Annotated in this window: 16 protein-coding genes; 13 read left to right on the top strand and 3 right to left on the bottom strand. The window is 35.8% G+C overall.

What is annotated here, in order from left to right; translation table 11 throughout:
• Positions 1-239: 239 nt before the first annotated feature.
• Positions 240-488: a P8 family protein gene (locus U8526_RS08505; protein WP_442886221.1), complete on the top strand. Its 249-nt coding sequence runs from the start codon at positions 240-242 to the stop codon at positions 486-488.
• A gap of 396 nt (positions 489-884) precedes the next feature.
• On the opposite strand, the gene U8526_RS08500 is transcribed toward U8526_RS08505, so the two are convergent.
• Both U8526_RS08500 and U8526_RS08495 read right to left on the bottom strand, forming a co-directional pair.
• Positions 885-1,301, bottom strand: a complete 417-nt coding sequence (locus U8526_RS08500) for a hypothetical protein (RefSeq protein WP_334341520.1) — start codon at positions 1,299-1,301, stop codon at positions 885-887.
• Positions 1,302-1,649: 348 nt separating this feature from the next.
• Complete coding sequence (locus U8526_RS08495) at positions 1,650-2,525, bottom strand: SLAP domain-containing protein (RefSeq protein WP_334341519.1); 876 nt, start codon at positions 2,523-2,525, stop codon at positions 1,650-1,652.
• A gap of 265 nt (positions 2,526-2,790) precedes the next feature.
• Between U8526_RS08495 and U8526_RS08490 the strand changes: the two genes are divergently transcribed.
• Entirely contained in the window at positions 2,791-3,081 is a 291-nt protein-coding gene (locus U8526_RS08490; protein ID WP_334341518.1) for a type II toxin-antitoxin system RelB/DinJ family antitoxin, read from the top strand.
• On the top strand, positions 3,059-3,409 hold the full coding sequence (locus tag U8526_RS08485) for a toxin-antitoxin system, toxin component, MazF family protein (protein WP_334341517.1): 351 nt from the start codon (positions 3,059-3,061) through the stop codon (positions 3,407-3,409). Before U8526_RS08490 ends, U8526_RS08485 begins: the two co-directional genes overlap by 23 nt.
• A 90-nt stretch (positions 3,410-3,499) precedes the next feature.
• On the opposite strand, the gene U8526_RS08480 is transcribed toward U8526_RS08485, so the two are convergent.
• Complete coding sequence (locus U8526_RS08480) at positions 3,500-4,396, bottom strand: hypothetical protein (RefSeq protein ID WP_334341516.1); 897 nt, start codon at positions 4,394-4,396, stop codon at positions 3,500-3,502.
• A gap of 161 nt (positions 4,397-4,557) precedes the next feature.
• Here U8526_RS08480 and U8526_RS08475 point away from each other — a divergent pair, with 161 nt between their 5' ends.
• The 10 genes from U8526_RS08475 (at position 4,558) to U8526_RS08430 (ending at position 14,537) form a co-directional block, all read left to right on the top strand.
• Positions 4,558-4,761 carry a hypothetical protein gene (locus tag U8526_RS08475; protein ID WP_334341515.1) on the top strand — a complete coding sequence of 68 codons (204 nt, stop codon included), beginning with the start codon at positions 4,558-4,560 and terminating at the stop codon, positions 4,759-4,761.
• An 11-nt stretch (positions 4,762-4,772) separates the two neighbouring features.
• On the top strand, positions 4,773-4,985 hold the full coding sequence (locus U8526_RS08470) for a DUF2922 domain-containing protein (RefSeq protein ID WP_334341514.1): 213 nt from the start codon (positions 4,773-4,775) through the stop codon (positions 4,983-4,985).
• A gap of 356 nt (positions 4,986-5,341) precedes the next feature.
• The gene (locus tag U8526_RS08465; protein ID WP_334341513.1) at positions 5,342-6,883 is read left to right on the top strand and encodes a hypothetical protein; all 1,542 of its coding nucleotides are present in this window, start codon (positions 5,342-5,344) and stop codon (positions 6,881-6,883) included.
• Positions 6,884-7,022: 139 nt separating this feature from the next.
• Entirely contained in the window at positions 7,023-9,596 is a 2,574-nt protein-coding gene (locus U8526_RS08460; protein ID WP_334341512.1) for a sigma 54-interacting transcriptional regulator, read from the top strand.
• A 132-nt stretch (positions 9,597-9,728) separates the two neighbouring features.
• Complete coding sequence (locus U8526_RS08455) at positions 9,729-10,142, top strand: PTS sugar transporter subunit IIA (RefSeq protein ID WP_334341511.1); 414 nt, start codon at positions 9,729-9,731, stop codon at positions 10,140-10,142.
• Between the two features lie 15 nt (positions 10,143-10,157).
• Complete coding sequence (locus U8526_RS08450; RefSeq protein WP_334341510.1) at positions 10,158-10,652, top strand: PTS system mannose/fructose/N-acetylgalactosamine-transporter subunit IIB; 495 nt, start codon at positions 10,158-10,160, stop codon at positions 10,650-10,652.
• Between the two features lie 20 nt (positions 10,653-10,672).
• A complete protein-coding gene (locus U8526_RS08445; protein ID WP_334341509.1) occupies positions 10,673-11,515 on the top strand; it encodes a PTS mannose/fructose/sorbose/N-acetylgalactosamine transporter subunit IIC in 843 nt (280 codons plus the stop codon).
• The gene (locus U8526_RS08440; RefSeq protein WP_334341508.1) at positions 11,512-12,339 is read left to right on the top strand and encodes a PTS system mannose/fructose/sorbose family transporter subunit IID; all 828 of its coding nucleotides are present in this window, start codon (positions 11,512-11,514) and stop codon (positions 12,337-12,339) included. The genes U8526_RS08445 and U8526_RS08440 overlap by 4 nt, the downstream gene beginning before the upstream one ends.
• Positions 12,340-12,384: 45 nt before the next feature.
• Positions 12,385-13,047, top strand: coding sequence for an MgtC/SapB family protein (locus U8526_RS08435; protein ID WP_334341544.1), 663 nt, complete (start codon positions 12,385-12,387; stop codon positions 13,045-13,047).
• Positions 13,048-13,388: 341 nt separating this feature from the next.
• Complete coding sequence (locus U8526_RS08430; RefSeq protein ID WP_334341507.1) at positions 13,389-14,537, top strand: RNA-guided endonuclease InsQ/TnpB family protein; 1,149 nt, start codon at positions 13,389-13,391, stop codon at positions 14,535-14,537.
• The last annotated feature ends 197 nt before the right edge of the window (positions 14,538-14,734 follow it).

The raw sequence follows: 14,734 nt of genomic DNA, 5'->3' as shown, positions 1-14,734 counted from the left end.
TAATAATTTTGCATACTTAGTATAACAAGAGCTGAATCAGAAATAAAGTCAAATTTCAATCGAATTTGTTATACAAAATGTATAAAAGCGGAATTTATCTTTAAAACATATAGTTATCAAGGACCATAAATAAAAAAATAGTGCCAATTGCAATATTTATCGAAAATAATAAACATTTAGTGTGTCACTTTTTGAGATTAGAACTATAATGAACTCGTAACTAAGGAGGTTGTTGAATTATGGCAGAAGTAGATCCATCAAAGATGGCTGATGCAGCCATTGCAAAAGAACCAGAAGTATTAAACCTAAAGATGAGCGAGGCTTTCGACTGGAGTGACGATAAGACAGTTGTCCGTGACGCTATTTGGGATTATTTCATGGAAAACAACGATCACGATACAGTTAAGACCGAAGAAGCTGAAAAACCATTCTTGGACATGAAAGATGCAGACGTCCGTGACTGGATTGAGAAGAACCTCAAGAAATAAGCTAGTCTTTAAATTTAAATAGCACCAAACCATTCCTTTAGAGTACGAGAAGCGTTCTCTAAAGGATTTTTTGTTTAGAGAGCGAAGCAAGGGCGCTCAGCCCACGAGGATTAAGACTACTTTCTCAGTCGGCAACGAAGTGCCGGCAGAGAAAGTTGACTTAACCGGAATGGGTTGCCCTTGCGTAGCTCATTTCCAATAGAGAGTGGAACAAGCCGCTTAGATTCTGAGCATTTGCAGGACTTTGCGAATTGACTGCGAAGCAGGCAGTTCGTGAAGTCAGGCAAAGCACAGGAATCTAGCTTGTGGAACTCGTTTCCACTATTCCGCAAAGCACCATGGTTATTTTCAAATAGAACAAAAAAATCCAACATCCTTTTTATGGGTGTTGGATTTTTATTTAGAGACGAAAACATTAGAAAAATCAGATGAATATTTATTAATTTTAAATTGTTTATATTTATCCAAATTACGATGTTTTAAAGTCAGCACGATCGTATTAGTAATAATGTGATTATCAGTCCGAATGCAAGGCTTAATCCGATAGATCAGAGCATACTCATGCAATTCTTTCATCTTATATACGTTAATCGAAACATTTTGATAATTATCCCAGTCAAAGGGACCATCTTTTTGGTCGATTGCAGTTCGAGCTATTTTGACAAATTGTTTTTTCTGATAGTCGTTCAAGTGCTTTGTTTTATTATCCTCTAAGACAATCTGTTTGCCGGAGAAGTAAAAATAGGGAGCTGAATAATAATTTCTGTGAATTTGAGGAACAATAAAGGCCGCTAAAAGTAATACAAAGCACATGAATAAGACAAATTTGTCTAAAAAGTTGTGTTTCCGAGTTTTTGCTATGATGTATCACCTCCGCTGCAATAGTACTTTTGAACAATCGATACTATTTTAACAAAAAAATGAATCCATTTAGCATTCTTGGCATATATTACCTATTTTCTGTCATCAAAAATTTGAATAGACAAAAAAAGAGCCTCCATTCTTTTGGAGGCTCACTGTATATCAGGGAGGTGATTATATTAGTCTGTTTATTTATATTATTATAAGTTAGTAATCAACATTCTTGTTTACCAACTACAATACTAGTTTATAAATGTGAAGAAAGTGTGAAATATACAGATATTAATAAAATCACTTCATCTATTGTGTAACGGATGTTGCAAATTCGGGTTCGCTATTTACATTATTCCCAGCATCATTTTGATTTAAATGCATGTTTGAACTTTGTGCCCACTCATTAGTAGATACTTGATAGAAAGTATAGCCATATTTGTTTTGAACCATTTGGCCGATCTTCCAGTCAGTGCCTTCAGGTAATTGACGGTCTGAGAAAGAATCCATTGAAGTATCGTATAAGTCAGCAGGACCATTGACAACAGTTCCAACGACAGGTTGTTGTTGTTGTGTGGTAGTAGAAGCAGCATTGGTTGTGGCGCTATTTGCTGTGTAACTTTGATTAGGTTCAGTAACTTGAATATTCAAGTCATTAGCAGCAACCCACTCATTTGTCGCAACTTGCAAATAAACATTTCCATTAACATTAATGGAAGCACCAAGTTTCCAAGAACTACCAGCTGGTAAAGTTACACCAGTGATGGCTTGTCCTTGACTATTAACTACAGCAGAAGCCCACTTTGTCGTTCCAACTTTTGTGGCGTTAACATCAATTTGGTTGCTAGTATCGGAACTAAGATTAGTTACTTGATGGGATGCATTACTGATATCAATGCTATCAGCAGCAATCCACTCGTTAGTAGCAACTTGATAATAAGTAATGCCATTAATTTGAGTTGAAGGACCAAGTTTCCAAGAGCTGAAGTTAGGAAGGTAAGTACTTGTAATAGTCTGACCTTGGTTGTTAACCAGAATACCGCTGCCACGACGAACAGTACCGACCAATCCACTTTGTGTTGATGTATCTGCCGCACTTACGTCTTGAGGCGACAAATTAGACAGAACAGTTGGGGCAATTAATAATGCCAGTGCTGAGCCGATTAAAGCTTTATTCTTTTTCATCTTTTAAACCTCCTCGTCTTATTTTGCGGTTCATAGTAAACCTATAATGCAATCGAGATTTAATCAATATGTTTAAAAAACTGTTAAGAGAAACATTACACTTTCTTTAGAATTAACTCATTATTTTTGTAATATTTTTGAAATAAGTGAATTTAAGCAAAAAAATGAACTTTATTTTATACTTCAAATTCAATGTTTATGAAGACAATATATTCGTAATATAAGGCATTTGTATGTATAATGTCCTTAAATAGGAGGTGTTAATATGCAAATGAAGAAAGACCCTAAAAAGAAATTGAATATTAATATCGACAAAAATCTGGCTGAAGAGACACAGTCTGTTTTAGATGAATTGGGATTAAATCAAACAACGGCAATAATAATGTATTTTAAACAAATTGTTGCAAAGGGGAAGATACCTTTCTCTATAGAATTAACTGATAAACAAAAGGCCTCAAGAGAGTTACGTGAAAACTTAAAAAAAATTCCGGTGGAAAAATTAAATACAAAAAAACAAATAGAGGACTGGTTCAATGATGAATCGCAAGACTACTAAATCAGATGATATATTAATACTTTACGTTAGTTTTGTTGATTCTAATGGAGGAAAGAAAAGGCCAGTGCTAGTTGTCGAAACGAGTGATGATGCCTTTACCTTTTTCTCACTAACAACCAAATATGATAAAAAATCAGATAAGATAAAAAAACAATATTACAAAATAAAAAAATGGAAAAAAGCAGGACTATTAAAACAAACGTATGTTGATATAGGTAAAGTGAGAGAAATTTCGTTCAAGAGTAAAATTGATTTTTATAAGATTGGTGAATTATCTGCTGATGACATTATAGGGTTAAGCGAGTTTATTGAAAAATTTTATCAATGATTAAAATAAAAAAGATTCAGAGAATTTTAATTCTCTGAATCTTTTTTTGAATATGTCACACTGAATTAGATCCCTGCGTGTTATGATTTTTTATTGAATTTTACCGTCGTCTGCTGTAACTGTAGAACGTCCATCTTTAGCGGCATTCTTAATAGCACGGACAATATCATTATCACTCCAAGCATCAACGTTCTTAACGCCTGCATCTGATAGTTGTTGTCTAGCTTTGGCAATATCATCGTCAGTAATAGCTTTGCCATTGACTTCTTTCTTTTCGATATTGAAGTCGCCACCTTGAGCAGCTGGATTGTTGCTTTGGTCGGCTGATGAATTATTACTACTATTATCAGAAGAATTATTGTCAGTTGTAGTTGTTGAACTGTCATTATTAGTATTGCTGTCAGTATTTGTACTGTCTTTACTGTCGGCAGGTAATGACTTAAGTAGAGTATTAGCTTGTGTATAAAGGTCTGAATAGTACTTACCCTTAACACCCTTGAATGTTGTTACTTGTTCGAGCAATGCTTTAGCTTGATCGTTAGCCCCTTGCTTGATCAAACTTTTAGCATTCTTGATGTTAGCCTTGAAGTTACTACGGTTGAATTGAATCTTCTTCACTTGCTTAGTAAGTTTCTTGGCATAAGAAACCATCTTCTTGTTTCCGTTATCTTGTTCTGTAACCTTATTCAAAGCTGATTGAGCAGAACTAAACTTGCGTTGGTTCATTAGTCTCTTCGCCTTGACCAAGTTCTGAGCTTGTAATTTTGAGTCATGTGCTTTGTCAGTTTTTTTAGCCTTAACCGCTGAATCGAAGTGATCGGCAGCTTTTGAATATTCTTTGTCGTCTACGGCATCGTTACCTTTAGCCATTTCAGTCTTGTAGGCATTACTAGAGTCACTAGACTTAGATGCTGAAGAGTTGCCGTTACTGCAGCCAGCTAGCAATAGTGCTATCCCAGTTGTTGCTAGTAAGAAAGCTTTTTTCATTTTTAGAAATTCCTCCATATAAGTGCTGGTTGAATTATAACATGTCGAGAAAAATTACCAAAAATATTTCCGTTTCGTACACTTTCAAACGTTACTATCTGTGTAAGTTACTTAAACCGGCCGGTTAGTTCTTACAAAATATAAAAATGAGGTAATCAACAATGTGGAAAAAGACAGCAATCGTCGTAACAATGGCAAATGAAAAGTACCCAAAGGGCAAGAGAGCAATTAACTTTAATAATATAGTAGAAAAACCAACTCAAGAGCAGATTGATCTCTTCACACAAGGACTAGTTTTACTATCAGATGGGGATGCACTTTACGGAACAGAAGTTATCAAACACGACACAATGGATGCGGAATAGGGGAGTAAAATATGAAAAGATTACAATTGAAATTTAAAACAGCCGATGGTCACAATAAGAATTTGGTTTTGAGCTATGTCAAAGCAGACTTAGATCCCACTACCGTTAAGACCGCAATGGAAAAAATCAGTGCCAGTAAGCTATTTGAAAAAAGTACTATCCAACTTTATCAAGAAATTACTGGTGCCAAGTATGTTGAACGTGTTGAAAACAAGGTATTCTAGAATTTTCCAGATTTTAGTAAAAATTATTAAAATATTTAAGGTATAAACCTTGAGCCTACGACTCATTTAGAATAGAATGAGAGTAGGCTCTTTTGGGTTAACAAATTAATCTAGTCATTGTTTAAACGTTAATTACATGACAATATAGAGTTTTTTTCTTGGAAAAAATTCATTTTTGACTGTAAATATGTATAAAATGTTACAAAATCGTGATATTTAATACAGAAATGTTACAAAAACAGTGACTTTTTAAATTTCAGTTGATTCACAAGCCGGAGTTTCATATAATGGTTGTCAGTGGGATAGCCCACGACAATTAAAATAATAAATTCTTGTAGTCCAGGGGAGGATTAACATTGAAAAAATCTATTAAATATGCAGGAATCGCTGCTGCTACACTTCTAGCTGTTGCACCAGTTGCTGCTCCTGTTGTTTCACAAGCTGCTGACAGTATTGTTGCTACAACACCAGATTATAACAAACAACAAAACTCAGCTGACGCTTTTAAAGCTTCATTAAATACAGAAGCTAAAGCTACAGATCTAACTGTTAAGAGCATTAAGAATGGTGCTACTGCAGCTGACAAGACTGCTGTTTCCATTGAAAATGGTTCTATGACACTTGCTAACTTCAATGCTAGTGAAAATGGTTTGATTAAAGCTGCTATTGGTGCTACTGATATTACTAACATCGGTGATTCAGCAAGAGTTACTGTTTCAGCTAAGACAACTAAGGGCGCTGCTATTACAACAGACTATGACCTTAAGAAGATTCTTAACGATTCAACACAACCAGAAGTTGAATTCACAGTTACAATGAACTTCACAAACACTAATGGTAAAGCTGATTCAAGAACAGCTGTTGTTAAAGCTACAAAGACAACAGATGCTAAAGATGATATGACTTCAGCAAAGGCAACATTTACAACACCATTGTCAGTTGCTTTGAACACAACAGTTACAAGCTCAACTCTTGATGCAAGTAACGATGCTAAGATTGTTGACCAAAATGGTAACTCTGTATTGACAGATGGTAGTACAGTTAAAGCTGGTACAAACTTCTTTACTACATACAGCAATGCTATTGAAGCTGCTAAAGCTGGTAATGAAAGTACTGACCTTACAGATGATGCCGCTACTAATGCAGGTATCGCTTCTAGTGTAAAGGCTGATACTAGTGTTGAACCTAACGGTACAAAGGTATTTACAAAAGCTGGTACATATTACCAAGTAATTACATTTACTGGTGCTGATGGTACTGCTTTGAACCAATTCGTTAAGAACTACAACCTTGACCCATCAACATACTCAGTTTATGTAAATGGTTCAAAGGCTTCAGCAGGTTACGACTTTGTTGCTGATACAACAAGTGCTACAACACTTAAGTTTGTTCGTGCCGTTAACGTTTCAAACACAACTGACCAATGGTCAACAACAGACACAACTGGTGTTGTTACAACAAAGACTGCAAGCAAGTACTACACACTAAAGAACGATGACAATGTTACAATTGCTAACCGTGCTTTAGGTGCAAATACTGCTTGGAAGACTGACAAAGTTCGTACAAACCAAGACGGTGTAAAACAATACCGTGTTGCTACTGGCGAATGGATTGACGCTGATAACGTTGTTTACGCAGAAAACAACAACAATAACAACAACAACGGTTCAGGCTTGACAGAAATCAAGACTGTTTCAGGTGTTGCTACATTGACAAAACCAGCTGGTTACTTCATGACATTGTTCGGTGACAATGGTAAGGCATTGGATAACATGATGCTTGCTTCACAAACTGCATGGAGAGTAGACAGAACTGCTAAGGATGCTAACGGTGTTACATACTACCGTGTTGCTACTGGCGAATGGCTACAAGCCGGTGAAGGCGTTTCATTCAAATAATTTTTAATTATTGAATATTAAAGGACTCACGTAAGTGAGTTCTTTTTTTATGCTCTTTTTTAGAAAACGGTTGCATATCTCCCGCCATATTAGCTAGAATTGTTATATTGGAATTTTATCGACAATGGGGGGCGCAATTTTGGAGTCAAAATATGAGGTACTAACGAAACTGAATGATTTGAATTACAGTCACTCGTTGCCAATCAATACTAGTGATATCTCGCAACAAGTTAATCTTAGTCGATCGGTCACTAGTCACTATTTGAATCAGTTATTGGAAGATGGGTTGGTCGTAAAGATCGAGGGGAGACCAGTTCTTTGGGATTTAACTGAAGCAAAAACAAATAAAAAAGTCTTGCCGTTTAACGATTTTATCGGTTCGAATGGTAGTTTGAAAAATGTTGTTTCTCAATGTGAAGCAGCGGTTAACTATCCACCTAATGGTTTGAGCATTATCATTACTGGTAACAGTGGTGTGGGTAAGAGTTTTTTGGCTAAACGGATTTACAACTATGCCGTTTCATCGAAATCAATCGCCAGTAATGCACCGTTTCTGACTTTGAATTGTGCTGACTATGCGAATAATCCAGAATTGTTATCGAGTATTTTGTTCGGTTACGTTCGAGGTGCTTTCACGGGTGCCAATGAAGATAAGAGTGGCCTGTTGGAACAGGCTGATGGCGGATATCTATTTCTTGATGAAGTTCATCGACTATCAAGTGAAAATCAAGAGAAATTATTCAGTTTTATCGACAGTGGCTCATTTATGCGCATGGGTGAAAATAAGCAAACGAAGACTTCTAAAGTTCGTTTCTTATTCGCCACTACAGAAAAAACAGACGACGTTTTACTAGAAACTTTCCGGCGACGAATTTCAATTGCGGTTCACTTACCGGATTACCATAATCGACCTCGAAATGAACGTTTGAGTCTAATCTACTCAATTTTTTATCATGAAGCTCAAAAGATGCAAAAACCTTTGAAGATTGATGATGGGGTAATTGAATCTCTGATCAATTTGAAAATCGATGGAAATATCGGTCGTTTGAAGAATATCATCCGCGTTAGTTGTGCTAATGCCTATAAGGATCAAAAGGATAATGCAGAAATTAAGATCCGGCCTGATGCCGTCATGCTCAAGCAAAAAGCATCCGATACTGGAAATTTCTTCGATATAGATCCGACCCATCAATATAATTTTTCCGAAGTTTCGATTGGTGATTCTTATCAAAAGAAGATGGAACAAATTATCAGCAACCTGGGTTCTTCGGATGTAAATGACTTTCAATTCCAAAGTAAGAAAGCCATCCACGACATTGAAAAACTAGAACAGTCAGTGAAAATCAATGAGTTGGATCAGCCAACTTTCTTGAAGTTTCAAAAACAAATGAAAATAGTGATTGAGCGTCGTTTCGGAATTAAGAATATTGCTGATATCAGTTCGATTATTTTTAAGTTATATCGGTCAAATTTCTTATTATCAGAGAAAACACTGACTGAATTGGACAAGAAGTTACAGAGTCTGTGTCCCCGTTCAGTGCATGTGGCAGATTGCTTCTTTAAGAGTCTTCATTATCAAATGACGCCAAAGTATCATTCATTGGGAATTGTTTTGGCAATTCTATTGAGTGAACATGTCGATGAATCCTTGAAGCTGCGGGGATTGTTGTTGGCACATGGGGAATACACGGCTACTAGTATTCAGGCGGTCGTTAATCAGCTCTGTGGAAATTATATTTTTGATGCCATTGATATGCCGATTGATACCGGCTTGGCTGATATTGTTAAGAAGACTAAGACGTTATTTGATTCTTACGATACTTCTAACGGTACGGTGATGATCGTCGACATGGGATCACTTAATCAACTTTATTCTGAGATTAAGAATCATTTGAATGGCGACTTACTGGTTATCGATAATTTAACTACCGCAACAGCTTTGGACGTAGCTTTGAAAATTCAGAGCAAAGAGAAGTTTAAGGAGATTGCGGCAGCGGCTGAAAGTGAATATGAAATTCACAGTCAGTATTATTCTGGTTATTCGAATAAGAAGAACATCATTATTTCTTGTATCTCTGGTTTGGGAATTTCTGAAAAAATCAAAGAGACGATGTTGCCTTATTTTCCTAAGGATATTCAGATCAATACCCTGGATTACTATGATTTGAAGAAGAATATCCATCAAAATGACAATCACTACTTTGATACGACTTTATTTGTGTTGACGACAACCAGTTTGCCAGATGATTTCAATATTCCTAACATCAATATTTATGATCTGCTGGATGCTAAAGGTGAACAGAAGTTGACTAAATTATTGATGCCTTATTTAAAAGCTGATGCGATTGACGATCTGAATCAAGAGTTATTGCGTTTCTTCTCAATTGAAGGAGTTAGTGAGCGTTTAAGTTTCTTGAATCCGAAGATCATTATCAAAGAAGTTGAGACGGTCATTTACAAGTACGAGAGTTACTATAATCTCAAACTTGATGGGAAGGTCAAACTTAATCTGTACATGCACATTGCTTTAATGATCGAACGATTGATGGTTCGCAAATCTCAGAAAATGCCTGAGGTTAGACCAACTGAAGACGAACAAGAATTTATTTCAATTTCCAAGAGTATCTTCCAACCACTGGAGTTGAAGTACAATGTCGAAGTTAACGACTATGAATTATCACTGATGTATGAGGTGTTCAAGCAACTGTTTTAGTGTTCAAAAATGAAGAGAGCTAGTGTTTAACGTTAAACACTAGCTCTCTTTTTGCTTTCAGGACAGGCTTTTGAAAAGTTGGCACGAAACTTGCTTATATAAAGGTGAAGACGATGCAAGGAGTAAGAGGATATGAATAAAATTTTAATCGCAAGTCATGGTCATTTAGCCAGTGGTATTCAAAGTTCATTGGAAATCTTAACGGGTATGGGAAACAAAGTCACAGTAATCGATGCTTATGTTGATGATCACGACTATGTACCGGACATTAAAAAGTTCATTGAAGAGCTAGATGGTCAAACTGGAATTATTTTTACTGATTTATTTGGAGGCAGCGTTAATCAAAAAGTCATGTTGGAAGTTGCCAATCAGGAAAATGTTTATGTGATCACTGGTATGAATTTACCAATTGTTTTGTCAGTAGTTTTGGAGAACGAAGCAATAAACAAAACAAAACTCGAAGAATTGATTGCAGCTAGCCAAGTACAGTTAGTTGAAGAACCAAAGGAAGATACAGATTTATCGGATGACAGTTTTTTAGAATAATCGGAGGGAAAAATTATGATTGCACAATTAAGAATAGATGATCGTTTGATTCACGGACAGGTTGCTCTAGTTTGGACAAAGGAATTGGATACACCAGGAATCGTCGTTGCTAACGACAACGCTGCCAGTAACGAAATGGTTCAAATGACTTTGAAGATGGCTACACCAACTGGTAAGAAGCTTTTGATCAGATCAGTCGAGGATGCCATTAAAGTTTTCAACAATCCAAAGGGTAAAAACATGCGTATGTTTGCTTTAACTAACAACGTGGCTGATGCTTTGAAGATTGCTCAAAATGTTTCTGATATCGACGGTATCAACGTGGCTAATGTTGGTCGCTTCGCCGACAAGTCAGAAGGGGAAACACACCAAGTTGGTAGTACTTTGATGTTGAGCGACAAAGAGTTAGAGGCTTTGAAGGAATTAACTAAATTAGATGTTCCAGTATTTCAACAAGTTGTTCCAAGTAATCCTAAGTCATCAATTGCTTCAATGCTTAAAAACAAATAAGTCCTGAGGGGGAAATAATTATGTATAAAGAAGCGTTTTTAGCCGCTTTGACAGTTTTCATCTGTTACGGTGGAAATTGGCTATTCGGTCAAACAATGATTGAACGTCCACTAGTTGTTGGATGTATTGCCGGTATTGTTTTTGGCGATATGCGTGCCGGAATTATCATGGGTGCTTCACTAGAAGCTATTTTCATGGGAGCTGTTGATATCGGTGGAGCTTTATCAGCCGAACCAGTTACAGCTACAGTTTTAGCCACAACGTTCTCAATTGTTCTGAATGTTAACGAAAAGGCTGCTTTAGCCTTAGCTGTACCAATTGGAGTTTTAGCCGCTTTTATTTCTATGTTTATGAAGAACGTCGTAATGAACTTATTCGCACCACTTGTTGATAAATATGCTAAGGATAACAATCCTCGTGCCATGGCCATTATGCATTATTCAATGTGGTTTATTAATTACTTTGTATTCTCACTTATTACATTCTTTAGTGTTCTTGAAGGGGCAAAACCAGTTCAACACATGATCAACAGTATTCCTGATAATCTGATGGCCGGACTTTCAGCCACTGGAGGATTATTGCCAGCCGTCGGATTTGCTATCTTGATGAGGATGCTTTGGAGTAAGAAGCTAGCACCATACTTCTTCTTAGGATTTATTATGGTTGCTTATCTCAACTTGCCATCCGTTGCCGTTGCTGCTTTAGGTATCATTTTGGTTCTAGTAATCAGCTTCAAAGACAAACAATTGTTGGATATGGAAAACAATCAAAAAGAATTAGCGAAGAGACCAGTAGCTGCTACTGGAGAAGCTTCTAATAACGAAACAGCTGAAGAACAAGAAGAAGAGGAGTTTTTCTCATGAAATTAAACGAAAACATTTCAAAAGAAGATCGTAAAATGTTAAATGGTATCTTCTGGCGTTCATTTACCGTTTTTGCCAGTCGTGCCGGTGCTACAAAAGCTCATGCTCCTGGTTTTATTTACTCAATTACACCTGCTTTGAACCGTTATTACAAAGACGATCCTGAGGGCAGACGTGAAGCCATGATGCGTCATACAACTTGGTACAACATTACTCAAAACGTTGGTACTTTCGTTATGGGACTAGTTGCTTCCATGGAAAAGAAGAATTCCCAAGAAAAAGATTTCGATGCCGAATCAATCGTTGCTTTGAAGACTTCCTTGATGGGACCATTATCAGGTATCGGTGATTCAATTTTCTGGGGTGTTATTCGTGTTATCGCTGCCGGTGTTGGTATCAGTTTAGCTACACAAGGTTCAATCTTAGGACCAATTTTGTTCCTATTGATCTACAATATTCCTTCAATTTTAACGAGATATTATTTAACATACATGGGCTTCTCATTAGGTTCATCCTTCATCGAAAAAATTTATGCTAACGGAAGTATGAAGATTTTGAATAAGGCCGCAAGTACATTGGGTCTTCTAATGATTGGTAGTATGACTGCAAGTATGGTTAAGTTTGAAAGTAAGTTGTCTGTTCCTATTGCTGGAGGCAAGCCAATTTTGATTCAAACCTACTTAGATCAACTATTTAAAGGATTAATTCCATTGAGTATCACACTTCTTTGCTACTGGTTATTGAGCAAGAAAGTTAACGTTAACTGGATTCTTTTAGGCGTCTTAGTTCTGGCTATTATCCTAGGACTACTTGGTGTTGTTTAGTTGACAACTCAATTGGATGCCGTCACAGTAATCACTCGATTATTGATGGCAACAATTTTTTCCGGAGCCATTGGAATTGATCGAGCCTATAAGCACCGACCTGCCGGATTAAGGACGCACATCTTGGTTTGCTTAGGAGCTTGTATCATCGCAATGATTCAGAAGAACCTTGGTTTCAATGCATTAGCAGTTGCTCAGCAGTATCCGCAATACAAAGGGATTTTACGAGTAGATGAAGCAAGACTGATAGCTCAAGTTGTTAGTGGAATCGGATTTCTTGGTGCAGGGACGATCATCGTCGAAAACCATTCAATCCGAGGACTGACCACAGCAGCCAGTTTGTGGGTCGTAGCTTGTATCGGAATCGCAATCGGCATGGGCAATTATATTATTGCAATAAGTGGATTTTTGGTGGTGTTTAGCGTGGTAGCATTTTTGAAAAAGATTATCCGGATCAGTCCGGTACGAAAACTAAAAGTTGAATATAAGCAAAAAGTAGAAACTAAGGAATTCATTGACGGTTATTTTAAGGAAAACAAAATTTCCGTAGAAGACGTAAAATTCCGTGTTTCCAAATTGAATAACAACAATAGTATTTATACCAATATTTACTCGATTGATTTTGGCAAAAATGTTGATTACGTGGATATTGTTGAGAATCTATCAATGAATGAAAATATTGTTAAGGTAGAGACTATTAACGTGTAATATGTCGCCCTCCATAAAAAGAACTGATTTAGTCGGAGTATAATCTAACGCTGATATAAATTAGAATACTAAAAACATCATTCAAATACTTTTAAATTTATGGTAGATATAGATTTAGAGGTATGGGAATGGTGTTTTTAGTATGATATGTACAAAAATAAATTATATATTCACAATCCGATAATTAATCGTTATCTTCACTCGTTTAATAGTCCACAAGTCTTGATGTTACACATAGTTTATAAATCATAGATTGAAAATAAATCATCATTTTTTCAATGATTTATTTTTTGATGAATTCTATAATAGGTGAATAATCAGATGAATGGTGATGAAATTCAATGATAAGAACCCAGAAAGTAAGGATTTATCCGAATAGTCACATGACAAAGATTCTGGATGATTTGTGTGATTATCGACGATACTGTTGGAATATGGGGCTGGAAACATGGAACGATATGTATGATTTACATACTATTGAACCAACTAATAGTTGTCCTAATACATATGTCGTACGGAATGAAATGGTTCGTAATAAATATGATTGGCAATATAAATTATCTGCGAGAACATTACAGTTGGCTATTGATGATTTGGGGAAAGCTTGGAAGAACTTTTTTGATAAATCTCAACCTGATTGGGGTAAGCCTCGTTTTAAGTCAAAAAAAATACCTCGTCAAGGATTTAAGACTGATCGTGCTAAAATAATTTCAGGCAAACTTCGTTTAGATAAGCCTTGCGATGTTAAGAATTGGTACGACATACGGATTAGTAAAAATTCTGATTTAACTGGTGAACTTAAAGTTGTGAGTGTTTATCGAGAAAATGGTAAATATTGGGCTAGTTTGCCATTTGAAGTTGATTTAAAATCTAAGGCTAAATGTGGTAGAAGTACGGCAGTCGATTTAAATGTTGGCCATATTAACTACACTGATGGAATAGTTAATACTTTGCCGAAAAAACTAGGTATTCTTTATGAGCGAATAAAGATATATCAAAAAGGGTTAGCTAGAAAACGTTTTTTAAATGGTAAAATAGCTACTAAAAGTAATAATTACAAAGCGATGAGAATCAAATTGCAACGTGATTATGGACGAGTATTTAATATTCAACACGATATTATACAAAAATTTACGACTAAGTTAGTAACTACTTATGATAAAGTAGTTATTGAAAATCTTTCTGTTAAAGATATGAAAATGACTCATGTCGCATCTAAAGGATTACATCGTTCAATGTTTGGCTATTTTCGTCAAAATTTAATGTATAAATGTAATTGGTATGATAAAGAATTAATCCTTGCTGATAAAACCTATCCATCAACTCAACGTTGTTCTAAATGCGGATATATAAAGCGAGGCGAGGATAGAATTACATTAGGAGGAAATTCTAGTCATGGAACAAGACACAACGAATATGTGTGTTACAAATGTGGATTTGTTTTAGATCGTGATGAGAATGCTGTTTTGAATTTATTAGCATTAATTTAAAGTGACTGCGTGGATTGGCCAGATCCTTAAATTGTCATAGTTGGTCAATGTGATTACTCCTTTAATGGAATATCAGAATACTAATGTTTAACGGCAATAAACAAAATAAAGAAAAGAAATATATAGCTTTTCTAAATATGGAAGTAAATGCTTGTTTTCTGTATTTAATAATATTTTGTATGGCATGACTTTTTCTC

The organism is Companilactobacillus sp. HBUAS56275 (assembly GCF_036913655.1).
GTDB classification, from domain to species: Bacteria; Bacillota; Bacilli; order Lactobacillales; family Lactobacillaceae; genus Companilactobacillus; species Companilactobacillus pullicola.
This window is presented reverse-complemented; position numbering and strand designations above follow the sequence as displayed.